At 66.8% G+C, this 20,354-nt stretch carries 19 protein-coding genes; 18 read left to right on the forward strand and 1 reads right to left on the reverse strand.

The genetic code is table 11. The features are described from left to right. Nucleotides 1-168: 168 nt before the first annotated feature. The 11 genes from J2T47_RS11205 to J2T47_RS11255 all read left to right on the forward strand — a co-directional run bounded on the left by J2T47_RS11205 (nt 169) and on the right by J2T47_RS11255 (nt 14,290). Nucleotides 169-759, forward strand: coding sequence for a hypothetical protein (locus J2T47_RS11205; RefSeq protein ID WP_253446051.1), 591 nt, complete (start codon nt 169-171; stop codon nt 757-759). Nucleotides 760-859: 100 nt separating this feature from the next. Next, nucleotides 860-2,602: a potassium/proton antiporter gene (locus tag J2T47_RS11210; protein WP_253446054.1), complete on the forward strand. Its 1,743-nt coding sequence runs from the start codon at nt 860-862 to the stop codon at nt 2,600-2,602. An 83-nt stretch (nt 2,603-2,685) separates the two neighbouring features. After that, the gene (gene mscK, locus J2T47_RS11215) at nt 2,686-6,048 is read left to right on the forward strand and encodes a mechanosensitive channel MscK (protein WP_253446057.1); all 3,363 of its coding nucleotides are present in this window, start codon (nt 2,686-2,688) and stop codon (nt 6,046-6,048) included. A gap of 58 nt (nt 6,049-6,106) precedes the next feature. Beyond that, the gene (gene selO, locus J2T47_RS11220) at nt 6,107-7,567 is read left to right on the forward strand and encodes a protein adenylyltransferase SelO (protein WP_253446060.1); all 1,461 of its coding nucleotides are present in this window, start codon (nt 6,107-6,109) and stop codon (nt 7,565-7,567) included. Between the two features lie 122 nt (nt 7,568-7,689). After that, nucleotides 7,690-8,967: a bifunctional O-acetylhomoserine aminocarboxypropyltransferase/cysteine synthase gene (locus J2T47_RS11225; protein ID WP_253446063.1), complete on the forward strand. Its 1,278-nt coding sequence runs from the start codon at nt 7,690-7,692 to the stop codon at nt 8,965-8,967. 533 nt (nt 8,968-9,500) lie between these two features. After that, nucleotides 9,501-11,285, forward strand: a complete 1,785-nt coding sequence (locus J2T47_RS11230) for a methyl-accepting chemotaxis protein (protein WP_437180975.1) — start codon at nt 9,501-9,503, stop codon at nt 11,283-11,285. Nucleotides 11,286-11,806: 521 nt separating this feature from the next. Then, nucleotides 11,807-12,127 (forward strand): hypothetical protein, encoded by a 321-nt coding sequence (locus tag J2T47_RS11235; protein WP_253446068.1) that lies wholly within the window; start codon nt 11,807-11,809, stop codon nt 12,125-12,127. A 93-nt stretch (nt 12,128-12,220) separates the two neighbouring features. Next, entirely contained in the window at nt 12,221-12,403 is a 183-nt protein-coding gene (locus tag J2T47_RS11240; protein WP_253446071.1) for a hypothetical protein, read from the forward strand. A gap of 26 nt (nt 12,404-12,429) precedes the next feature. Next, nucleotides 12,430-12,864: a thioredoxin TrxC gene (trxC, locus tag J2T47_RS11245; RefSeq protein ID WP_253446074.1), complete on the forward strand. Its 435-nt coding sequence runs from the start codon at nt 12,430-12,432 to the stop codon at nt 12,862-12,864. Nucleotides 12,865-12,959: 95 nt separating this feature from the next. Continuing rightward, nucleotides 12,960-13,403 carry a YiiD C-terminal domain-containing protein gene (locus tag J2T47_RS11250; RefSeq protein ID WP_253446078.1) on the forward strand — a complete coding sequence of 148 codons (444 nt, stop codon included), beginning with the start codon at nt 12,960-12,962 and terminating at the stop codon, nt 13,401-13,403. A 77-nt stretch (nt 13,404-13,480) separates the two neighbouring features. Then, complete coding sequence (locus J2T47_RS11255) at nt 13,481-14,290, forward strand: universal stress protein (protein ID WP_253446080.1); 810 nt, start codon at nt 13,481-13,483, stop codon at nt 14,288-14,290. Between the two features lie 4 nt (nt 14,291-14,294). Here the strand turns inward: J2T47_RS11255 and J2T47_RS11260 are convergent, their stop codons facing one another. Then, the gene (locus tag J2T47_RS11260; protein ID WP_138523465.1) at nt 14,295-15,062 is read right to left on the reverse strand and encodes a ParA family protein; all 768 of its coding nucleotides are present in this window, start codon (nt 15,060-15,062) and stop codon (nt 14,295-14,297) included. A gap of 302 nt (nt 15,063-15,364) precedes the next feature. Here J2T47_RS11260 and J2T47_RS11265 point away from each other — a divergent pair, with 302 nt between their 5' ends. Genes J2T47_RS11265 through J2T47_RS11295 form a run of 7 tightly spaced genes read left to right on the forward strand, consistent with a single transcriptional unit; the run spans nt 15,365 to nt 20,337 of the window. After that, nucleotides 15,365-16,081 (forward strand): beta-ketoacyl synthase chain length factor, encoded by a 717-nt coding sequence (locus tag J2T47_RS11265; RefSeq protein WP_253446083.1) that lies wholly within the window; start codon nt 15,365-15,367, stop codon nt 16,079-16,081. Then, complete coding sequence (locus J2T47_RS11270) at nt 16,057-16,887, forward strand: lysophospholipid acyltransferase family protein (protein WP_253446086.1); 831 nt, start codon at nt 16,057-16,059, stop codon at nt 16,885-16,887. Before J2T47_RS11265 ends, J2T47_RS11270 begins: the two co-directional genes overlap by 25 nt. Continuing rightward, a complete protein-coding gene (locus tag J2T47_RS11275) occupies nt 16,862-17,122 on the forward strand; it encodes a phosphopantetheine-binding protein (protein ID WP_045216036.1) in 261 nt (86 codons plus the stop codon). Before J2T47_RS11270 ends, J2T47_RS11275 begins: the two co-directional genes overlap by 26 nt. Nucleotides 17,123-17,133: 11 nt before the next feature. Further along, nucleotides 17,134-17,382: an acyl carrier protein gene (locus J2T47_RS11280; protein ID WP_081515447.1), complete on the forward strand. Its 249-nt coding sequence runs from the start codon at nt 17,134-17,136 to the stop codon at nt 17,380-17,382. Continuing rightward, on the forward strand, nt 17,379-17,924 hold the full coding sequence (locus tag J2T47_RS11285; RefSeq protein WP_081515446.1) for a hypothetical protein: 546 nt from the start codon (nt 17,379-17,381) through the stop codon (nt 17,922-17,924). Before J2T47_RS11280 ends, J2T47_RS11285 begins: the two co-directional genes overlap by 4 nt. Beyond that, the gene (locus tag J2T47_RS11290; RefSeq protein WP_253446089.1) at nt 17,921-19,597 is read left to right on the forward strand and encodes an AMP-binding protein; all 1,677 of its coding nucleotides are present in this window, start codon (nt 17,921-17,923) and stop codon (nt 19,595-19,597) included. The genes J2T47_RS11285 and J2T47_RS11290 overlap by 4 nt, the downstream gene beginning before the upstream one ends. Continuing rightward, nucleotides 19,594-20,337 (forward strand): glycosyltransferase family 2 protein, encoded by a 744-nt coding sequence (locus tag J2T47_RS11295; protein ID WP_253446092.1) that lies wholly within the window; start codon nt 19,594-19,596, stop codon nt 20,335-20,337. Before J2T47_RS11290 ends, J2T47_RS11295 begins: the two co-directional genes overlap by 4 nt. The last annotated feature ends 17 nt before the right edge of the window (nt 20,338-20,354 follow it).

The raw sequence follows: 20,354 nt of genomic DNA on the forward strand, positions 1-20,354 counted from the left end.
CGAATGAATTGAAGGAGTATTCCGACAACTACAGATGACCAGTCCGGCAGCAAAGCGGCGGGCAATTGCCGTTGAATGGCGCCCGCGCAACTTTTCGCTGTCATGACCATGGCCACTCAAACCTCCTGCCTCGCCACCGCTTCACACCGCCTCCTGCAGCTATTCCCATTGCTCGCCGTCACCGCGGCCCTGGGCTGCCTGCTCGCGCTGTTCAACACCGGCCCCGCCGATGCCCTCCCCCAGAGCTCCCCGCCAGGCAACGTGGCAGGCCTGCTGAGCTCCGCGCCCATCTTCAGCGCCCCCAGCACGGAGGCCCTGCAGCACGCCGACGACTATCTGCAGAGCATCGACAAGGCCATGTCCAACGGACTGGAAGTCCTGCGCGGCGGCGACGGCAAGTCGATCGCTGCGCAGAGCCGCTACTTCAACGCCCTGGTCAACGCCGGCTACGCCCAGTTCGGCTCGTCCTACTACGACCCACTGGGCAGTTGCGGCGTTGCCGGCAGCTCGGCCCGCCACCTGTGGCATACGCAGGTCCGCGCCATCAGCGGCGAGGCGAATATCTCCGGCGAAGTGAGCAGGGCGCGCACCACCTTGCAGCGCGACCGCCAGTCCTGCCTCGATGCCGTCCGGCTGCCCCTGGACGAGGCCGTGGCCTGGGCGCCCACCCTGGTGACCTCTCCGAGCCTGGTACCCATCTGGCCCAGCGCCGGTGCGTGGCCGGAAAGCGCCGCCGAACGGTCCTCAACAAACCTTTGACAGCCTTGTAAATCCGCAGGTTAGAATCGATTGGCATGCGGCCTGCATCCTGATCCCCAAGTAGCGTCGCCACTCCCCTATCCCCCAGGAGGTCGACACCTTGGATGCCGTGGCCATCAACAGCTATTTCCTGATCGCTGCTGTGCTGATCGGCATGAGCATCCTGGTCAGCTCGCTGTCCTCGCGCCTGGGCATCCCGATCCTGGTCATCTTCCTCGCCATGGGCATGATCGCGGGCACCGACGGCCCCGGCGGCATCGGCTTCTCCAACTACCCCATGGCTTACCTGGTGGGCAACCTGGCACTGGCGGTGATCCTGCTGGACGGCGGCTTGCGCACCCGGGTGTCGAGTTTCCGCGTAGCCCTCTGGCCGGCCCTGTCGCTGGCCACCGCCGGGGTGCTGATCACTGCCGGACTCACCGGGATTGCCGCCGCCTGGCTGTTCAAGCTGAGCTGGATGGAAGGCCTGCTGATCGGCGCCATCGTCGGCTCCACCGACGCCGCGGCAGTGTTCTCGCTGCTGGGCGGAAAAGGCCTGAACGAGCGGGTCACCGCCAGCCTGGAAATCGAATCGGGCAGCAACGACCCCATGGCGGTGTTCCTCACCGTTACTCTGATCGATATGCTCGCCCACGGCGAAAGCGGCCTGTCCTGGAGCTTCCTCTGGCATTTCCTGCGCGAATTCGGTATCGGCTCGGTGCTCGGCCTGGCCGGCGGCTGGCTGCTGCTGCAGGTGATCAACCGCATCCACCTGGCCAACGGCCTCTACCCGCTGCTGGCGATCAGCGGCGGCCTGCTGATCTTTGCCCTGGCCAACGCGGTGCACGGCAGTGGCATCCTCGCCATCTACCTGTGCGGCCTGGTGCTGGGCAACCAGCCGATCCGCTCGCGCCACGGCATCATGCACATGCTCGACGGCATGGCGTGGCTGGCGCAGATCGGCATGTTCCTGGTGCTGGGCCTGCTGGTCACGCCCCACGACCTGTGGCCCATCGCCCTGCCCGCCCTGGGCCTGGCGTTGTGGATGATCCTCTTCGCCCGCCCGCTGTCGGTACTGGTCGGGCTGTTCCCGTTCCGCGCCTTCCATGGCCGCGAGAAAGCCTTCATCGCCTGGGTCGGCCTGCGCGGCGCGGTGCCGATCATTCTCGCGGTGTTCCCGCTGATGGCCGGGCTGCCCAACGCTCAGCTGTTCTTCAACGTGGCCTTCTTCATCGTGCTGGTTTCGCTGCTGGTACAAGGTACCAGCCTGCCCTGGGCCGCCAGGCTGCTGCGCGTGGTGGTGCCGCCGGACCCGGCGCCGATCTCCCGCGCCGGCCTGGAAGTCCACCCGACCAGCGAGTGGGAACTGTTCGTCTACCACCTGAGCAAGGAAAAGTGGTGCATCGGCGCCGCCCTGCGCGAGCTGAAGATGCCCGAGGGCACCCGCATCGCCGCGCTGTTCCGTGGTACTCAGCTGCTGCACCCGTCCGGCAGTACCATTCTGGAAGCCGACGACATCCTCTGCGTGATCGGCCACGAGCATGACCTTTCGCCGCTGGGCAAGCTGTTCAGCCAGGCGCCGGATCGCGGCCTGAGCGCGCGCTTCTTCGGCGACTTCGTCCTCGAAGGCGACGCCCAGCTGTCCGCCGTGGCCTCGCTCTATGGCCTGAAGCTCGAAGGCGTGGACGGCGAGCAGAACCTGGGCCGCTTCATCGCCCACGAAATCGGCGGCCAGGCGATCATCGGCGACCAGGTGGAATGGAACGGACTGACCTGGACCGTGGCCGCCCTGGACGGGAACAAGATTCGCAAGGTCGGGGTCAAATTCCCGGAAGGTCGTCCAGGTCCTGGACTCTTCCTCTGACCGCCCACCGGTGCCCGCTTGCGGGCGCCGGCCCGCCAGAACTACCCTCACTCCACTTTTTGCACGAGCCGCTGAACGCGACCATGTCATTCCTGCTGCGTACCCTTCTGACCGCCGCCCTCCTGGTCGGCTCGCTCACCGGTCTGCCCGCGCTGGCCGCCGATACCTCGGTGCCCAGCGCCGACAAGGTGCAGCAGAGCCTCGATGGCCTGGCCGAGCGCAAACTGTCCGACGCCGAATCCAAGCCGATCAAGGCCAGCCTGGAAAACACCCTGAGGCTGCTGGCCGCCAAGGCTGACAGCGAGAAGCAGCTCAGCGAGCTCAACGGCCGCCTGGCCGATGCGCCCAAGCTGATCAGCGAGAACCAGAAGGCGCTCACGCGCCTCAAGGGCAGCAGCGACAAACCCGCCGCCCAGCGCTTTGGTGGCTACAACGCCACCCAGCTGGAAATGCTCCTCAACGAGCAATCCACCCAACTGGCCGCCTGGCAGAAGGAGATGATCGACGCCAAGAGCGAGATCCTCACCGCGCAGACCCGCCCCGAGCGCGCCCAGGCCGACCTGAGCAAGAATCAGACACGCCTGCTGGACATCAACACCGCACTCAAGGCCGGCAAGGAAGGCGGCAAGCCCCTGGCCGAAGAGCGCCGCAACGAGCTGCTCGCCGAGCAGGCCGCACTGACCGCGCAGAACCTGCTGCTGCGCAAGCAACTGGCCGGCAACAACCTGCTGCTCGACCTCGCCTCCAGCCAGCGTGACCTGCTGGCCGAGCGCATCGGCCGCGAGGAACGCGAGACCCTCGATCTGCAGGCGATGATCAGCGACAAGCGCCGCGAACAGTCGGAGAAGACCGTCGCCGAGCTGTCCAAGGACGCCGACCAGGCCGCCGGCACCGACAGCCTGCTGAGCCACGAGAACGCCGCCAACCTCAAGCTCTCCGACTACCTGCTGCGCACCACCGACCGCCTCAATACCCTGACCCGGCGCAACCTGGAAGCCAAGCAGCAGCTGGACAACCTGACCCAGGGCGAGCAGGCCCTGGACGAGCAGATCAACGTGCTGCGCGGCAGCCTGCTGCTGTCGAAGATCCTCTACCAGCAGAAGCAGTCGCTGCCGGTGATCAAGACCGACCAGGACCTCGCCGACGAGATCGCCGACCTGCGCCTGTACCAGTTCGAGCTGAACCAGAAGCGCGACGAGATCAACAACACCCAGGTCTACATCGACAACCTGCTGGCCCAGCAATCCCAGGAAAGCCTCACCCCGCAGCTGCGCAAGGACCTCAGCGAACTGGTGGACACGCGCCTGGAGCTGATGGAGCGCCTCAACCACGAGCTGAACGCGCTGCTCAACGAAGCCATCACCCTGCAGCTCAACCAGAAGCAGCTCAAGGAAACCAGCAGCAGCCTGCGCGCCACCCTCGAAGAGCAGATGTTCTGGATTCCCAGCAACCGCCCGCTGGACCTGTCGTGGTTCAAGATGACCCCGGCCCTGTTGCACCACCAGCTGGCCGAAGTGCCCTGGGGCTCGGGCGTGAAGGAACTGGGCGAAGGCCTGATCGACCGGCCCTTCCTGTTCCTGCCACTGCTCCTGCTGGTCGCCGCCCTGCTGTGGAAGCGCAAGTTCCTCTACGACAAGCTGGAATCGCTGAACGACGACATCGGCCACTTCAAGCGCGACAGCCAGGCCCACACCCCGCTGGCCCTGCTGCTCGCCGTGCTGCTGGCACTGCCCGGCACCCTGGCCCTGGCCATCGCCGGCCTGGCCCTGGTGCTCGACGCCCGCGGCCAGAACGCCACCCTGGGCAGCGCGCTGCTGGAGATGGCGCAGGTCTGGCTGGTGTTCTACACCGCGCACCGCATCCTGCGCCCCGGCGGCATAGCCGAGCGACACTTCCACTGGAGCCAGCCGCAGGTACAGTTCCTCGGCAAACTGATGCGCCGACTGGGCCTGGTGGTGATGGCCCTGGTCGCCGTGGTCACCGTCGCCGAGCACTCCCCCGCCACCCTCGCCGATGACGTGATCGGCATCGCCGTGGTGCTCTTCGGCTTTGGCGCCATGACCTGGCTGCTCGCCCAACTGCTGTTCAAGAGCCCCTCCAGCGAACGCCCGTCGATGGTCAAGATGATCCTCGGCCTGGGCTTCACCGCCCTGCCGGTGGCGCTGTTCCTGGCCGTGGGCTTCGGCTACTACTACACCGCGCTCAAGCTCACCGACCGGCTGATCGACACGCTGTTCCTGCTGATGTTCTGGATGGTGGTGGAAGCCACCTTCGTCCGCGGCATGGGCGTCGCCGCCCGCCGCCTGGCCTACCAGCGCGCCCTGAAGAACCGCCAGAACGCGCCCAAGGAAGGCATCGAGGGCACCGAGGTCGTCGAAGAGCCGACCCTGGGCATCGAGCAGATCAACGAACAGTCCATGCGCCTGATCCGCCTGGGCCTGCTGATCGGTTTCGTGGTCACCCTCTACTGGGTCTGGGCCGACCTGATCAGCGTCGTCTCCTACCTCGACAACGTGACCCTCTACCAGTACACCAGCGGCACCGGCGACGCGGCGTCGACCACGCCGATCAGCCTGAGCGACTTCCTCATGGCGCTGGTGATCGCCGCCGTGACCGTCGCCCTGGCGCGCAACCTGCCCGGCCTGCTCGAGGTGCTGGTGCTGCAACGCCTGACCCTGGCCCAGGGCAGCGCCTACGCCATTACCACCCTGCTGTCGTACACCATCAGCGGCGTCGGCTTCGTCAGCGCGCTGTCCACCCTCGGGGTGAGCTGGGACAAGCTGCAATGGCTGGTCGCCGCGCTGTCGGTCGGCCTCGGCTTCGGCCTGCAGGCGATCTTCTCCAACTTCGTTTCCGGCCTGATCATCCTCTTCGAGCGCCCGGTACGGATCGGCGACGTGGTGACCATCGGCACGCTGTCGGGCACGGTCAGCAGGATCCGCATCCGCGCCACCACCATCACCGACTTCGACCGCAAGGAAATCATCGTCCCCAACCAGACCTTCATCACCGGCCAGCTGGTGAACTGGTCGCTGAGCGATACGGTGACGCGGGTGACCATCAAGATCGGCCTGGCCTACGAGAGCGACCTGCCGCTGGCGCGCAAGATCATGCTCGACGCCGCCCACGCCAACACCCGCATCCTGCGCGACCCGGAGCCGGTGCTGTACTTCACCATGATCAGCGCCAGCACCTTCGACTACGAACTGCGCTTCCACGTGCGCGAGCTGGGCGACCGCAACCCGGCGGTGGACGAGACCCTCACGCGCATCGCCCTGGCCTTCCGCGAGGCCGGCATCGACATGGCCTTCAACCAGGTCGACGTGTTCCTGAAGAACTTCCAGGGCCAGGAAGCCCAGGTCATCGTCGGCCAGCAGCAACCCGCCGCCACGCCGGTGAAACTGCCCGCGGCGCAGGACGACAAACCCGGCGGCGACAAGGCCTGAGGGTGGACGCCTCCGGACAAGTCCGAGCACAATGCTCGGACTTGTCCGGAGTTAGATTGTGAAAAAGCTCGACGAACTGACCTTCGATAACCGCTTCGCCCGCCTGGGCGACGTGTTTTCCACCCAGGTCCTGCCCGATCCCATCGCCGAACCGCGTCTTGTCGTCGCCAGCCCCGCCGCCATGGCCCTGCTCGACCTCGACCCGGGCGAGGCGGACAACCCGCTGTTCGCGGAAATCTTCGCCGGGCACAAGCTCTGGGCAGAAGCCGACCCGCGCGCCATGGTCTATTCCGGGCACCAGTTCGGCTCCTACAACCCGCGCCTGGGCGACGGCCGCGGCCTGCTGCTGGGCGAGGTGGTGAACGAGGCCGGCGAGCACTGGGACCTGCACCTCAAGGGAGCGGGGCAGACGCCCTACTCGCGCATGGGCGATGGCCGCGCCGTGCTGCGCTCGTCGATCCGTGAATTCCTTGCCAGCGAATACCTCGCCGCCCTGGGCATCCCCAGCAGCCGCGCACTGTGCGTCACCGGCTCCAGCACCACGGTGTGGCGCGAGTCGAAGGAAACCGGCGCCATGCTGCTGCGCCTGGCGCCCAGCCACGTGCGCTTCGGCCACTTCGAGTACTTCTACTACACCAAGCAGGAAGACCAGCTGCGCACCCTCGGCGAGTTCGTCCTCAAGTCCTATTACCTGCACTGCCTGGACGACGAGAAGCCCTACCTGGCGTTCTTCCGCGAAGTCGTCGAGCGCAACGCCGAGATGATCGCCTGCTGGCAGGCCTACGGTTTCTGCCACGGGGTGATGAACACCGACAACATGTCGATCCTCGGCATCACCTTCGACTACGGCCCCTACGCCTTCCTCGACGACTTCGACGCCAACCACATCTGCAACCATTCCGACGACACCGGCCGCTACTCCTTCAGCAACCAGGTGCCCATCGCCCACTGGAACCTCGCGGCCCTCGGCCAGGCGCTGACGCCCTTCGTCGAAGTGGACGACCTGCGCGCCACCCTGGACCTGTTCCTGCCGCTGTACCAGGCCAGCTACCTGGACCTGATGCGCCGCCGCCTCGGCCTCACCACCGCCGAGGACGGCGACCTGGAGCTGGTGCAGCGCCTGCTGCAGACCATGCAGAAGGGCGCGGTGGATTACTCGCTGTTCTTCCGCCGCCTCGGCGATCAGGCACCGGGGCAGGCGCTGGCGGTAGTCCGCGAAGACTTCGTCGACCTCGCCGGTTTCGACGCCTGGGCCGCCGACTACCAGGCCCGCGCCGAACGCGAAGGCAGCAGCCAGGACGAACGCCGCGCCCGCATGCACGCGGTCAACCCGCTCTACGTGCTGCGCAACTACCTCGCCCAGGAAGCCATCAGCGCCGCCGAACAGGGCGATTTCAGCCTGGTGCGCCGCCTGCACGAAGTGCTCGGCAAACCCTTCGAGGAGCAGCCCGACGCCGAGGTCTTCACCCGTCGCCCGCCGGACTGGGGCAAGCACCTGGAGATCAGTTGCTCCTCCTGAGGCGGTTATAAGCTCAGCGAAAAGCGATCTAGCGGCGCCCCGCCAGCCTTGCTCCCGGTCATTGACCGGGGCCGGGCGCCGCTCGCATCCTCGGGGCTTTCTGCCACAAGGACGCTCGAACAATGAAACCGGAAACCCTGGCCATCCACGCCGGCTACAGCCCCGACCCGACCACCAAGGCCGTGGCCGTGCCGATCTACCAGACCAGCTCCTACGCTTTCGACGACACCCAGCATGGCGCCGACCTGTTCGACCTGAAGGTCGCGGGCAACATCTACACGCGCATCATGAACCCCACCAACGCGGTGCTGGAGGAGCGCGTGGCCGCCCTGGAGGGTGGCGTCGCCGCGCTGGCCGTGGCTTCCGGCATGGCCGCCATCACCTACGCCATCCAGACCGTCGCCGAGGCCGGCGACAACATCGTCTCGGTGGCCAAGCTCTACGGCGGCACCTACAACCTGTTCGCCCACACCCTGCCGCGCTTCGGCATCCAGACCCGCTTTGCGCCTCACGATGACATCGCCGCCCTCGAAGCGCTGATCGACGAACGCACCAAGGCGGTGTTCTGCGAGTCCATCGGCAACCCGGCGGGCAACATCGTCGATCTCCAGGCGCTGGCCGATGCCGCGCACCGCCACGGCGTGCCGCTGATCGTCGACAACACCGTCGCCACGCCGATCCTCTGCCGCCCGTTCGAGCACGGCGCGGACATCGTCGTGCACTCGCTGACCAAGTACATCGGTGGCCACGGCACCAGCATCGGCGGCATCGTCGTCGACTCCGGCAAATTCCCCTGGGCCGATAACAAGGCGCGCTTCCCGCTGCTCAACACGCCGGATGCGTCCTACCACGGCGTGACCTACACCGAAGCCTTCGGCCCCGCCGCCTTCATCGGCCGCTGCCGCGTGGTACCGCTGCGCAACACCGGCGCCGCGCTCTCGCCGTTCAACGCCTTCCTCATCCTGCAGGGCCTGGAAACCCTCGCCCTGCGCATGGAGCGCCACTGCGAGAACGCGGTGAAGGTCGCCCAGTACCTGCAGGACCACCCGCAGGTCGGCTGGGTGAAATACGCCGGCCTGGCCGACCACCCCGAACAGGAACTCGCGCTGCGCTACATGGGCGGCAAGCCTGCATCGATCCTCTCGTTCGGCATCAAGGGCGGGCAGGAAGCCGGTGCGCGCTTCATCGACGCGCTCCAGCTGGTGGTGCGCCTGGTGAACATCGGCGACGCCAAGTCGCTGGCCTGCCACCCGGCCTCCACCACCCACCGCCAGCTCAACGACGAGGAACTGCAGAAGGCCGGCGTGCCGCGCGACATGGTGCGCCTGTCCATCGGCATCGAGCACATCGACGACATCCTTGCCGACCTGGCCCAGGCGCTGGACGCTGCCAAGGCCTGACGGCCAACACCCACGAGGCACCGGTCGGTGTCTCGTGGGGCATCTCATGGATAACGGCTGACGCATCGCCGTCATATCCAGATGCCATCATCGAGCAGACGATGGTCGCACCATTCCGTACAATGCCGCCCCTGCCTGCACCCCAGGCAACCGCGCGACCGCGCCACCTGATACGCCAGCGAAAAGGGAATTACGCGGCCGCCCACCGCCCCCTCCCCCGTCATCCGCACTCCGACCCGCCTCCCGGCGCCGGCCGGCGGGTAACTTTTTTTCGCTCGCCACCATCGGGTTCCGTCCCGGCCTGCCGATAGTGCAGGGACGTGGTTCGCCACCCTGGCCCCCAATAACAACAATCTCCGAACGGCCTGACTTCACACAACCTTTCCTGGAGATCGTCAATGAACAGCTGGATTTCCAACCTGAGCGTGAATCTCAAGTTGGCCCTGGGCTTCGGCCTGGTCCTCGCCTTCACCGCCATCCTCGCCATCGTCAGCTGGGTCGGCCTGGGCTCGCTGATCGACCGCAGCAACTGGATGAGCGACATCACCGAGCTGAACTCACGCCTCACCAAGCTGCGCATCACCCGCCTGCAGTACATGATCGCCGACGGCGCCGAGCAGGAAGCCGCCAACGTCATGAGCACCCTGGCCGACTTCAAGGCGCAGCAGCAGAAACTGCGCGCGTCCTTCGTCAGCCCCGAGAACGTGCGCATGCTCGACCAGCTCGGCGGCATCATCGGTGACTATGAGAAGTCCCTGGCCGCCATGCGCGCCGGCTACCAGAGCGCCGGCCTCACCCGCCGCTCCCTGCAGGACAGCGCCGCCCGCGCCAACGAGCTGACCGCGCAGATCCAGCAGGACATCCTCAAGGCCCCGGCCGATGAAGAGCGCGCCACCCGCTTCCAGGCCATCACCGGCACCCGCGAGGACCTGCTGCAGGCCCGCTACGACGTGCGCGACTACCTCGCCACCGCCCTCACCAGCAACGGCGACGGCGTGACCCGCGGCCTCGACGAAAGCATCGCCGGCCTGCCGGCCCTGGAAAGCGTCCTCGGCGTCGGCGAAGCGCAGTACGTCCAGCAACTCGGCACGGCCCTGCGCACCTACCGCGACGCCGTGGTGACGCTGCGGCAGAACATGGCCGCCATCGTCCAGGCACGCAAGGAAATGACCACCCAGGGCCAGGACATCGTCAAGATCAGCGAAAATCTCTATCAGCTGCAGCTCGATCGCCGCGACGTCGAAAGCGCCAAGGCGCGCAGCCTGCAGACCCTGGTCACCCTGCTCGCGCTGGTGCTGGGCAGCATCGCCGCGTTGATCATCACCCGCCAGATCACCCGCCCGCTGCACGACACCATGGCCGTGGTCGACCGCATCGCCGCCGGCGACCTGTCGCAGACCATCCAGGTCAGCCGCCGCGACGAGCTGGGCCGGCTACAGCAGAGCATGCAGCGCATGAGCCAGAGCCTGCGCGAGCTGATCGGCGGCATCCGCGATGGCGTCACCCAGATCGCCAGCGCCGCCGAGGAGCTCTCCGCCGTCACCGAGCAGACCAGCGCCGGCGCCAACACCCAGAAGGTCGAGACCGACCAGGTCGCCACCGCCATGCACGAAATGTCCGCCACCGTGCAGGAAGTCGCTCGCAACGCCGAGCAGGCCTCCCAGGCCGCCTCCGCCGCCGACCACCAGGCCCAGGACGGCGACCGCGTGGTGAACAAGGCCGTGGAACAGATCGAGCGCCTGGCCGAGGAAGTCGAACGCTCCGCCGAAGCCATGCAGCGCCTGGAACAGGAAAGCGAGAAGATCGGCAAGGTCATGGACGTCATCAAATCGGTGGCCGAGCAGACCAACCTGCTGGCCCTCAACGCCGCCATCGAAGCCGCCCGCGCCGGCGAGGCCGGGCGCGGCTTCGCCGTGGTCGCCGACGAAGTGCGCGGCCTGGCTCAGCGTACCCAGCAATCCACCGAAGAGATCGAAGCCCTGGTCGCCGGCCTGCAGAGCGGCACCCGCCAGGTCTCCAGCGTCATGCTCGGCAGCCGCGAACTCACCGCCAGCAGCGTCGCCCTGAGCCGCCAGGCCGGCGAATCCCTCGGCGAGATCACCCGCACCGTCTCCAACATCCAGGCGATGAACCAGCAGATCGCCACCGCCGCCGAGGAACAGAGCGCCGTCGCAGAGGAAATCAGTCGCAGCGTGGTCAACGTCCGCGATGTCTCCGAGCAGACCGCCTCCGCCAACCAGGAAGTTGCCGCCTCCAGTGTCGAACTGGCGCGCCTGGGTGGGCAGTTGCAGACGCTGGTCAGCCACTTCCGCGTGTGATGTGTCGTCGCGGAAACAACGCAATGCCGCGTTGAGCCCGCCGTGACACGCCCCTTTTCCGCCTGAGGCAGAGGGGCCATCCGGCCTACCGGCCGGATCGCGGGCATGGCCCGCTCCTACAGTGGGCGGGCATGCGGCGCTTTCCTGTAGGAGCGGGCCATGCCCGCGACCTGCCCTGCGCCGGACCATCAGGGACTTGTTCGCGATCACGCCTGAGGCCGGTGGCCGGCGGGACTACATCGAATTCCCGCCGTCCTACCCCGCCTAAACCCGTCTTTTCGCAAGCTCCTGCCAGACACGGTGGATTCCCCTTCCCACCGGGTTTTCGCTTGTCTCGAATCCGTAGAATGACGACATCTTCCCGAGCATAAGCAGCACGATGCAGGAATTTTCCTGCATGTTCCACGTAAAGGAAGATGGCGATCCAGAACTACCGAACGGCACGGATCGAAAGACGCGAGCCCCCGGTGCAACGAACACCGAAGGCCCGCTAACCACAATCAGTTAACAGGCAACTAATCATGGCTAAAACCGATGGTAAGGCACCCGCACACCCCGAAAAAGGCCGTTTTCTCCCCCTGGGAACCGACTCACAACACCACGCCAATCCCCGCAACGCCACGCTCTACCTGCGCACCAACGCTCCCGCCGACGAACTCTACAACGCCGCCGAAGACCGCCTGAGCGCCGTCATCGACCTGCTCGGCATCCTCTCCCTCTCCACCCTCGACGCCCAGCCACTGCGTAACGTCCTGCAAATCAACCGCGCCCTCCTGCTGCTGGCCTCCGACGCCCACTCGCTGTACGAGGCAGACCACGAGCAGCGTGGCAGCCACAGCTAGCTCCCTGACGCGCACGGCCCGCCCTGTAGGAGCGGGCCATGCCCGCGATCCGTCGGCGGCAGCCGACACAAACTACCGAGGAGGCCAAACCCCATGAAAGGAACCTCCCGAACCGACTGGAAGCACCTGGAAGAACTACCGGACGAGGCCATCGACACCAGCGACATTCCCCAACTGCGCGAAGACTTTTTCAGCAACGCAGAACGACGAATACCGTTGGAGCACACCCCGGAGAGTCCCGAGCAGTTGATAAACACAGTCCCCGCCACCACCTAGCTCCCCATAGCCCGAGGAGCCCCATCATGTCCGATTCCCTTATCATCCCCTGTCCCCACTGCAACGGCCTGAACCGCGTACCCGCCGAGCGGGTGGGCGATTCTCCCAGTTGCGGGCGCTGCCAGTCGCCAATCGTGCTGGATACGCCGTTCGACCTCGACGAGGCCGGCTTCGCCGCCCAGGCCAAGGGCGATCTGCCGTTGCTGGTGGACGTCTGGGCCGACTGGTGCGGGCCGTGCAAGGGCTTTGCGCCGGTGTTCGAGCAGGCCGCTGCGCGGCTGTCGGGCAAGGTGCGCCTGGCCAAGCTGGACAGCGATGCCAACCCGAACCTCTCCACGCGCCTGGGGATTCGCTCGATCCCGAGCCTGATCCTGCTGCGCAATGGCCAGGAAGTGGCGCGCCAGAGTGGGGCGATGCCGCTGCCGCAGCTGCTCGACTGGCTGTCGCGCCAGGGCATCTGAGGACGAGCGTTTCGGTCAATCCACGCGGTCATTGCCAGGCCGCGTGGTACGGCTAGGCTTGGGGGCAGACCCCGCCGGCGAATCGGAGCACGCCCATGCGTCACAATCTGGAATTCATCCGCCAACTCACCGAAGAGCACATCGCCTTCGTCAAGCGCACCGGCCTCAAGGCCGAGGTGCTGGAGCCGGGCCTCGTGCGTTTGCGCATGCCGCTCAAGGACAACGAAAACCACCTGCGCAACATGTACGCCGGCGCACTGTTCACCCTGGCCGAGCTGCCCGGTGGCGTGCTGATGCTCACCAGCTTCGACGCCCGGCGCTTCTACCCCATCGTCAAGGAAGCCGGCCTGCGCTTCCTGCGCCCCGCCGCCAGCGACGTGACGGTCGAGGCGCGGCTCAGCGAAGAGGACATCCAGCGCATCGGCGAGGAAGCCACGAACCTCGGCAAGGCCGAATTCGTCCTCGACCTGCAGCTGAAGGACGAAGAAGGCAACATCGTCGCCGAAAGCCACGCCATCTATCAGTTGCGCAGTCGCTGACCCCGGGCCATTGCCCTGCATCAAGGTGAAATTTCCTACGTGGCGCGACAGTGGAAGCGCCACAGAGGGAGCCCACCATGTACAGGAACCTGCTCGTCGCCCATGACCTCAGTGTCGAGGCAGATATCGCCGTACGCCGTGCCGCGCAGCTGGCTCGCCAGCACGGCGCCAGCGTCACGCTGCTGCACGTCATCGAGGAATACTTTCCCGACCGCATGATGGCCACGGTGCGCGAAGCCGCCGAAGTGGCGCTGCGCGATGCCGCCCGCGCCAGCGATATCGCCGACTACCAGCTGGTGATCCGCCAGGGTCGCGCGGCGAACACCGTCACCCAGACGGCGCAGGAACTGGGCGCCGACCTGCTGGTGGTCGGCGCGCACCACCAGCAGCTGCTGGAGCGCTTCGACGGCACCACCCTGGAGCGTATCGCGAGGCATTGCCGTGCGCCGATCCTGCTGGCGGTGGAAGAATCCGCTGCGCCCTACGCCAAGGCCCTGGTCGGGCTCGACCTGTCGCACTGCTCCTGCCAGGCCTGGCGCGCCGGCTACCGGCTGCTCGCGCCCGAGGCCGAGCTGCTGGCGCTCAACGCCTACCAGCCGGGCAGGAAGGCCGGCCGCGCCGACAGCCACCTGGAGACCCAGCGCGAGCTGCTGCGCCAGGCGCTGCAGGATGAGCGCGCACAGGTGCCTACCAACGGGCCGCAATTGCTTTGTGCGGTGCAACAGGGCACGCCCCAGCAGGCGCTGGAGACGGCAGTGCGGGAATGGTCGCCGGACCTGCTGGTGCTTGGCAGCCGCAGCCGCGGCGCCATCGAGCAGGCGATGCTGGGCAGCTCGACGCGTTATTTCCTGCGCCGGCCGCCCTGCGATGTGCTGATCAGCCAGTAAGCGCTCAGGCTTCCAGCAGGTTGTGCAGTTCGACGAACTGCTGGGTCAGCTTGTGCCGGGGCTCGAGGAAGATCAGCGGGGTGCAGGCCTGGTGCGACTCGCGCATCTTCACCGAGCTCATCAGATACACCGGCAGCACCGGCAGCTCCTCTTCCACCAGTTCGTCCAGCAGTTGCTGCGGCAGGGTCGCGCGCGGCTGGAACTGGTTGACCACGATGCCTTCGACTTCCAGCTCCTCGTTGTGGTCTTCCTTGAGCTCTTCGATCTCCTGCAGCAGGCCGTACAGCGCCTGGCGCGAGAAGCTGTCGCAATCGAAGGGAATCAGGCAGCGATCAGCGGCGATCAGCGCGGAAACCGTGTAGAAATTCAGCGCTGGCGGAGTATCCAGGTAGATGCGGTCGTAGTCTTCGGACAGCTCGTCCAGCAGTTTGCGCAGCTTGTTGATCTTGTGCTTCTGCTCGAGCTTGGGCTGCAGGTCCGCCAGTTCCGGACTGGCCGTGACGATGTGCAGGTTGTCGAAGGGCGTCTCGTAGATGTCCACCTTGCCCTTGCGGCTGAACGGCCCGGACGACAACGTCTGCTTGAAGAAGTCGGCGATGCCCACCGGCAGGTCTTCGCCGGTCAGGCCGGTCAGGTAATGCGTGGAGTTGGCCTGGGCGTCCAGGTCCACCAGCAGGGTGCGATAGCCCTCCGCCGCGCTCACTGCCGCCAGGTTGCAGGCGATGCTGGACTTGCCGACCCCGCCCTTCTGATTGAACACCACACGCCGCATGAGCCGTCCCTCCAGGAACCAATCGAGTGCCGATGGATTCTATGCAAAGCCCATGACAAGGGCGAGCACCCTTCGCGATACGACCGCTCGGCGGCTCCTGACGATTCCTACAAGCTTCGTAACAGTGGCAACGGTAAATTGAGACACGGCCGGTGCCTTTGTAAGCAAAAGTTTGCTTGACACTGGCGCGACCCGGATAATGCCAGCATTGCGCCATGGCACGTGTCGACGAAGCCCTTGGTGATCCAGGGAAGACCATTTGCCGACAGGGATGCCCACAAGGGCCTGAAAGAGCTCGCAGCGTGATTCAATTCAATATCGACCAGTGGAGCGCCTGGGCCCCGGGTCTGTCCACGATTGCCGACTGGCAGAGCTGGGTACGCGAAGAGCGTCTACCTGACGCCGCCGCCCAACCGGATGTCGCCTTTCTCCCCGCCATGCAACGCCGCCGCCTCAGCCCCCTGGCGCGGATGGTGTTCAGTGTCGCCTGGCCGCTGGCCGACGAGCGGCCGCCGATGCCGCTGGTCTTCGTATCCCGCCACGGCGAAACCGGCCGAAGCCTGGAACTGCTGCGCGAACTGGCCGTCGAACAACCACTGTCCCCGACTCAGTTCAGCCTTTCCGTGCACAACGCGGTGATCGGCCTGTGGTCGATCCTGCGGCAGGACACTCGGGAAATGACGGCTATCGCCGGCGAACGTGACGGTTTCGAGCACGGTCTGCTGGAAGCCGCCGCACTGCTGGCCGAAGGCGCCCCGGAAGTCCTGCTGGTGGTGACCGAAGAGCCGCTGCCGGAGCTGTATGCCCCGTGGGGCGACGACGTGCCCTTCCCCTACGCCTTGGCCCTGCGCCTTAAGCCCGGCAGCGAATGGTCGCTGGAACTTGCTGAAAACGGTGCGGCCCTCGCTCCGCCGTCCGCCCCCAATGCCCTCAACCTGGTGCGCGCGCTGATCGAGCACACCGGCCTGATCCACCACCCCTGGAAGAAGCGCCTATGGACCTGGCAACGCAACCACTGAGCAAGCGCACCGACGCTTGGCTGTGGCGCCTGTTCGCCACTGGCCTGTGCTTCGCCCTGTTCGGCATCGGCGGCCTGCTGCTGCGGGTGCTGGTCTTCCCGCTGCTGGCCCTGCTGCCCGGCGACGCCCTGCGCCGCCGCACCCGCGCCCGCCAGACGGTCAGCCGGCTGTTCTGGCTGTTCGTGCAGATCATGCAGCGCAGCGGCGTGCTGAGCTTTGAAATAGAAGGAGCGGGGGAAGTTGAAGACATCTCGCGTCTGGGGCGCCCGGGGCAGATGGTGATCGCCAACCACCCCTCGCTGATCGACGTGGTCTTCCTCATCGGCCTGATCCGCGACGCCAACTGCGTAGTCAAGCAGAGCCTGTTCACCAACCCCTTCACCCGCGGCCCGGTGACGGCGGCGCAGTACATCAGCAACAACGGCAGCATGGACATGTTCGATGAAGCCGTGGCGTCGCTACAGCAGGGCCAGACCCTGATCGTCTTCCCCGAAGGCACCCGCACCACGCCCGGCAAGGCGCCCGACTTCCACCGCGGCGCGGCGTCCATTGCCCTGCGCGGCGCCAGCGTGATCACCCCGGTGACCATCAGCGTGACCCCGACCACCCTGACCAAGGCTGAGCCCTGGTACAGCATTCCCGCCCGCCGCGTGCACTTCCGGCTGCACGTCGGCGAGGACATCGACCCACAAGTCTTTGCCAGCCAGGGCCCAGCCCCGGCTGCCTCGCGCCGGCTCAATGCCTTCCTGCACCAGCATTTCATCAAGGAGCTCGCAAGAGATGAGCGATCTGCAACTGGAGATTAAACAGCTGATCATCGACGCCCTCGGCCTCGAAGATATCGGCCCTGACGACATCGGCGCCGAAGACGCGCTGTTCGGCGACGGCCTCGGCCTGGATTCGGTGGACGCCCTGGAACTGGGCCTGGCCATCCAGAAACGCTACGGCATCAAGATCGACGCCGATGCCAAGGACACCCGCCAGCACTTCGCCAACGTGGCGAGCCTGGCCGCCTTCGTGACCGCCCAGAAAGCCGCCTGAGACCGCTGACCATGCAAACCCGTGAGGACATTTTCAACACCCTGCGCGACGCCCTGGTCGAGCTGTTCGAACTGGAGCCGGAGCAGATCAGCCTCGACGCCAACCTGTATCAGGACCTGGAGATCGACAGCATCGACGCCGTCGACCTGATCGACCACCTCAAGCGCCAGACCGGCAAGAAGATCGCCGCCGAGGAGTTCAAGTCGGTGCGTACCGTCGGCGACGTGGTCGAAGCGGTCTATCGCCTGGCCAACCCATGACCCGCCTGGTCGGGCTCGGCCTGCTGCTGGCCGGGCTGCTCTACCCGTTCGCGATCTACTTCGGCATCGATCACCTGTCGCCGAAATTCTTCGCGTTGCTGCTGGGCGGGCTGTGGTTCGCCCGCAGCCTGGGCAGCGGGCAACGCCCCGGGCAACGCTGGATGGCGCTGGCGGCCGTGGCCTTCTGCATGCTGCTGTGGTTCCTCAATGAGCCGCACCTGCTGCGCTGGTACCCGGTGCTGATCAGCGCCGGCCTGCTGAGCCTGTTCGCCCTCAGCCTGAAATTCGGCCCGCCGCTGGTGGAGCGCCTGGCGCGCCTGCGCGAGCCGGAGCTGCCGCCCCACGCGGTGCGCTACACCCGCCGGGTGACCCAGGCCTGGGTGCTGTTCTTCCTGGGCAACGGCCTGATCGCCGCCGCCCTCACACTGTGGGCGCCGCTGGCCTGGTGGACGCTGTACAACGGCCTGATTTCCTACCTGCTGATGGGCGTGCTGTTCGCCGTCGAGTGGCTGGTGCGGCAGCGGGTCAGAGGTCAAGGATGAAATCGATTTCCCTCGCCCGGCTGCTGCTGGAGCTGCCCGCCGGGCGTCCATTGGCGCTGGAGCCGGAGCTGCTGGCCGGCGATTTCCGGCAGCGCGTGTGCAGCGCTGCCGGCGCCCTGCGCCGGCGTGAAGCGCGCCGCGTGGCGATCCACCTGGAAGACGCCGCCGAACTGGCCATCGCCCTCTACGCCTGCTGGCTGGCCGGTGCCGAAGCCGTGCTGCCGGCGGACAACCTCGCCCACAGCCGCGAGCGGCTGACGACGCAGATCGACGCCTGGATCGGCGACCAGCCCGGCGACCTGCTGCTGGCCGAGCTGAATGGCCCTGCGCTGGCGCCCGCCGAGCTGGACCTCGACGCCTGCCGCCTGGTGCTGAGCACCTCCGGCTCCACCGGCGAGCCCAAGCTGATCGGCAAATCGCTGCGCCAACTGAGCAACGAAGTGCAGGTGCTGGACGCGCTCTGGGGCGCCGAACTGGGCGATGCGCGCATCCTCGGCAGCGTCGCCGCGCAACACATCTACGGCCTGCTGTTCCGCGTGCTCTGGCCGCTGGCCACTGGGCGCGCCTTCCTGCGTCGGCAGATCGCCTTTCCCGAAGACCTGCAACGCCTGAGCCTCGAGCAGCCGCGCTTCGCCTGGATCGGCAGCCCGGCGCTGCTCAAGCGCATGGGTGACAACCTCGACTGGCCGGCGCTGCGCCCGGTGGTGCGGGTGTTCTCCTCCGGCGGCCCGCTACCGGCCGAAGCTGGCGAGTTGCTGCACGAGCGCCTCGGCCAGGCTCCCACGGAAATCTACGGCAGCTCCGAGACCGGCGGCATCGCCTGGCGCCAGGGCGGCCAGCTGTGGCAGCCGTTCGACGGCGTAACCCTGAGCCAGAACGAGCATGGCGCGCTGCGCATCGAATCGACCTACCTGCCACCCGGCGAAACCGAACAGACCGCCGATGCCGCGCGCCTGTGCGCCGACGGCCGCTTCGAGCTGCTGGGCCGGCTCGACCGCATCGTCAAGCTGGAAGAAAAACGCATCTCCCTGCCGCAACTGGAAGCGGCGCTGATGAAACACCCCTTCGTCAGCGAAGCGCGCCTGGGCGTGGTGCAGGAAAACCGTGCCAGCCTCGGAGCGCTGGTCGCCCTGAGCGATGCCGGTCTGCATGCGCTGCGCAATGGCGGTCGTCGCGCGCTGACCCAGCGTCTGCGCGAGCACCTCGCCGGTCACTGCGAAGCCCTTGCCCTGCCGCGCCGCTGGCGCCTGCTGCGATGCCTGCCGGGCAACACCCAGGGCAAGCTGCCGCAGAGCCTGGTCGACGAACTGCTGCACGCCCCGCGCAGTTTGGCGCCAGAAGTGCTGGCGCACAGCGAGGCCGATGGCGAGCAGCATTTCCAATTGGAAATCCCGCCGGACCTCGCCTGCTTCCCGGGCCATTTCCCCACGGCGCCGGTGCTGCCGGGCGTGGTGCAGGTGCAGTGGGCGCAGCAACTGGCCCGCCAGGTGCTGGAGCTGCCGCCGCGCTTCGGCGGCATGGAAGTGCTGAAGTTCCAGCAACTGCTGCGGCCCGGCGACACCTGCCAGCTGTCCCTGCGCTGGGACGCCGCGCGCGGCAAGCTGTACTTCGCCTTCACCCGCGGCGAAGCCGCCTGCTCCTCCGGGCGCATCCTCCTCGGAGCGGACGCATGAACACGCGTCCCTGCGCGGTCATTCCGGTGTACAACCACGAGCACGCGCTGCCCCAGGTGGTCGCCGAACTGCTCGCCGCCGGCCTGCCCTGCGTGCTGGTGGACGACGCCTCCAGCCGCGAGTGTGCGGCAGTGATGGACCAGCTCGGCGAAGTCCGCGACACGTACCTGGTACGCCTGCCGGTGAACCAGGGCAAGGGCGGCGCGGTGATGGCCGGCCTGCGCGAAGCCGCGCGCCTGGGCTTCACTCACGCGTTGCAGGTGGACGCCGACGGCCAGCATGACCTGGGCGACGTGCAGCGCTTCCTCGGCACTTCGCGCGAGCATCCCGAAGCGCTGGTCTGCGGCTATCCGCAGTACGACGCCAGCGTGCCCAAGGGCCGTCTCTACGCGCGCTACCTGACCCACGTCTGGGTGTGGATCAACAGCCTGTCGCTGTCGATCCGCGACGGCATGTGTGGCTTCCGCGTCTACCCGCTGGCGCCCACGCTCAAGCTGATCGACAGCACCACACTGGGCAGGCGCATGGACTTCGACCCGGAAATCCTCGTCCGCCTGGCCTGGCGCAACCAGCCGATGCAGTGGCTGCCGACGCGGGTGCATTACCCGCTCGACGGTCTCTCGCACTTCCGCCTGTTCCACGACAACGCGCTGATCTCCTCCATGCATGCCCGGCTGTTCTTCGGCATGCTCTGGCGCTCGCCGGCGATCCTCTGGCGCCGCCTGCGGAGCGCCGCGTGAGCGCGCAGCACTGGGCG

The organism is Pseudomonas nitroreducens (assembly GCF_024170165.1).
Lineage (GTDB): Bacteria > Pseudomonadota > Gammaproteobacteria > Pseudomonadales > Pseudomonadaceae > Pseudomonas > Pseudomonas nitroreducens_C.

Bases quoted from the DNA above. Each gene is read 5' to 3' on its own strand.
- J2T47_RS11235 (WP_253446068.1), top strand. From the start codon at position 11,807: ATGGCTAAAACCGATGGTAAGGCACCCGCACACCCCGAAAAAGGCCGT.
- J2T47_RS11290 (WP_253446089.1), top strand. From the start codon at position 17,921: ATGAAATCGATTTCCCTCGCCCGGCTGCTGCTGGAGCTGCCCGCCGGG.
- mscK (WP_253446057.1), top strand. From the start codon at position 2,686: ATGTCATTCCTGCTGCGTACCCTTCTGACCGCCGCCCTCCTGGTCGGC.
- J2T47_RS11255 (WP_253446080.1), top strand. From the start codon at position 13,481: ATGTACAGGAACCTGCTCGTCGCCCATGACCTCAGTGTCGAGGCAGAT.
- J2T47_RS11260 (WP_138523465.1), bottom strand. From the start codon at position 15,062: ATGCGGCGTGTGGTGTTCAATCAGAAGGGCGGGGTCGGCAAGTCCAGC.
- J2T47_RS11295 (WP_253446092.1), top strand. From the start codon at position 19,594: ATGAACACGCGTCCCTGCGCGGTCATTCCGGTGTACAACCACGAGCAC.
- J2T47_RS11240 (WP_253446071.1), top strand. From the start codon at position 12,221: ATGAAAGGAACCTCCCGAACCGACTGGAAGCACCTGGAAGAACTACCG.
- J2T47_RS11225 (WP_253446063.1), top strand. From the start codon at position 7,690: ATGAAACCGGAAACCCTGGCCATCCACGCCGGCTACAGCCCCGACCCG.
- J2T47_RS11250 (WP_253446078.1), top strand. From the start codon at position 12,960: ATGCGTCACAATCTGGAATTCATCCGCCAACTCACCGAAGAGCACATC.
- J2T47_RS11270 (WP_253446086.1), top strand. From the start codon at position 16,057: ATGGACCTGGCAACGCAACCACTGAGCAAGCGCACCGACGCTTGGCTG.
- J2T47_RS11280 (WP_081515447.1), top strand. From the start codon at position 17,134: ATGCAAACCCGTGAGGACATTTTCAACACCCTGCGCGACGCCCTGGTC.
- J2T47_RS11230 (WP_437180975.1), top strand. From the start codon at position 9,501: ATGAGCGACATCACCGAGCTGAACTCACGCCTCACCAAGCTGCGCATC.
- J2T47_RS11275 (WP_045216036.1), top strand. From the start codon at position 16,862: ATGAGCGATCTGCAACTGGAGATTAAACAGCTGATCATCGACGCCCTC.
- J2T47_RS11285 (WP_081515446.1), top strand. From the start codon at position 17,379: ATGACCCGCCTGGTCGGGCTCGGCCTGCTGCTGGCCGGGCTGCTCTAC.
- trxC (WP_253446074.1), top strand. From the start codon at position 12,430: ATGTCCGATTCCCTTATCATCCCCTGTCCCCACTGCAACGGCCTGAAC.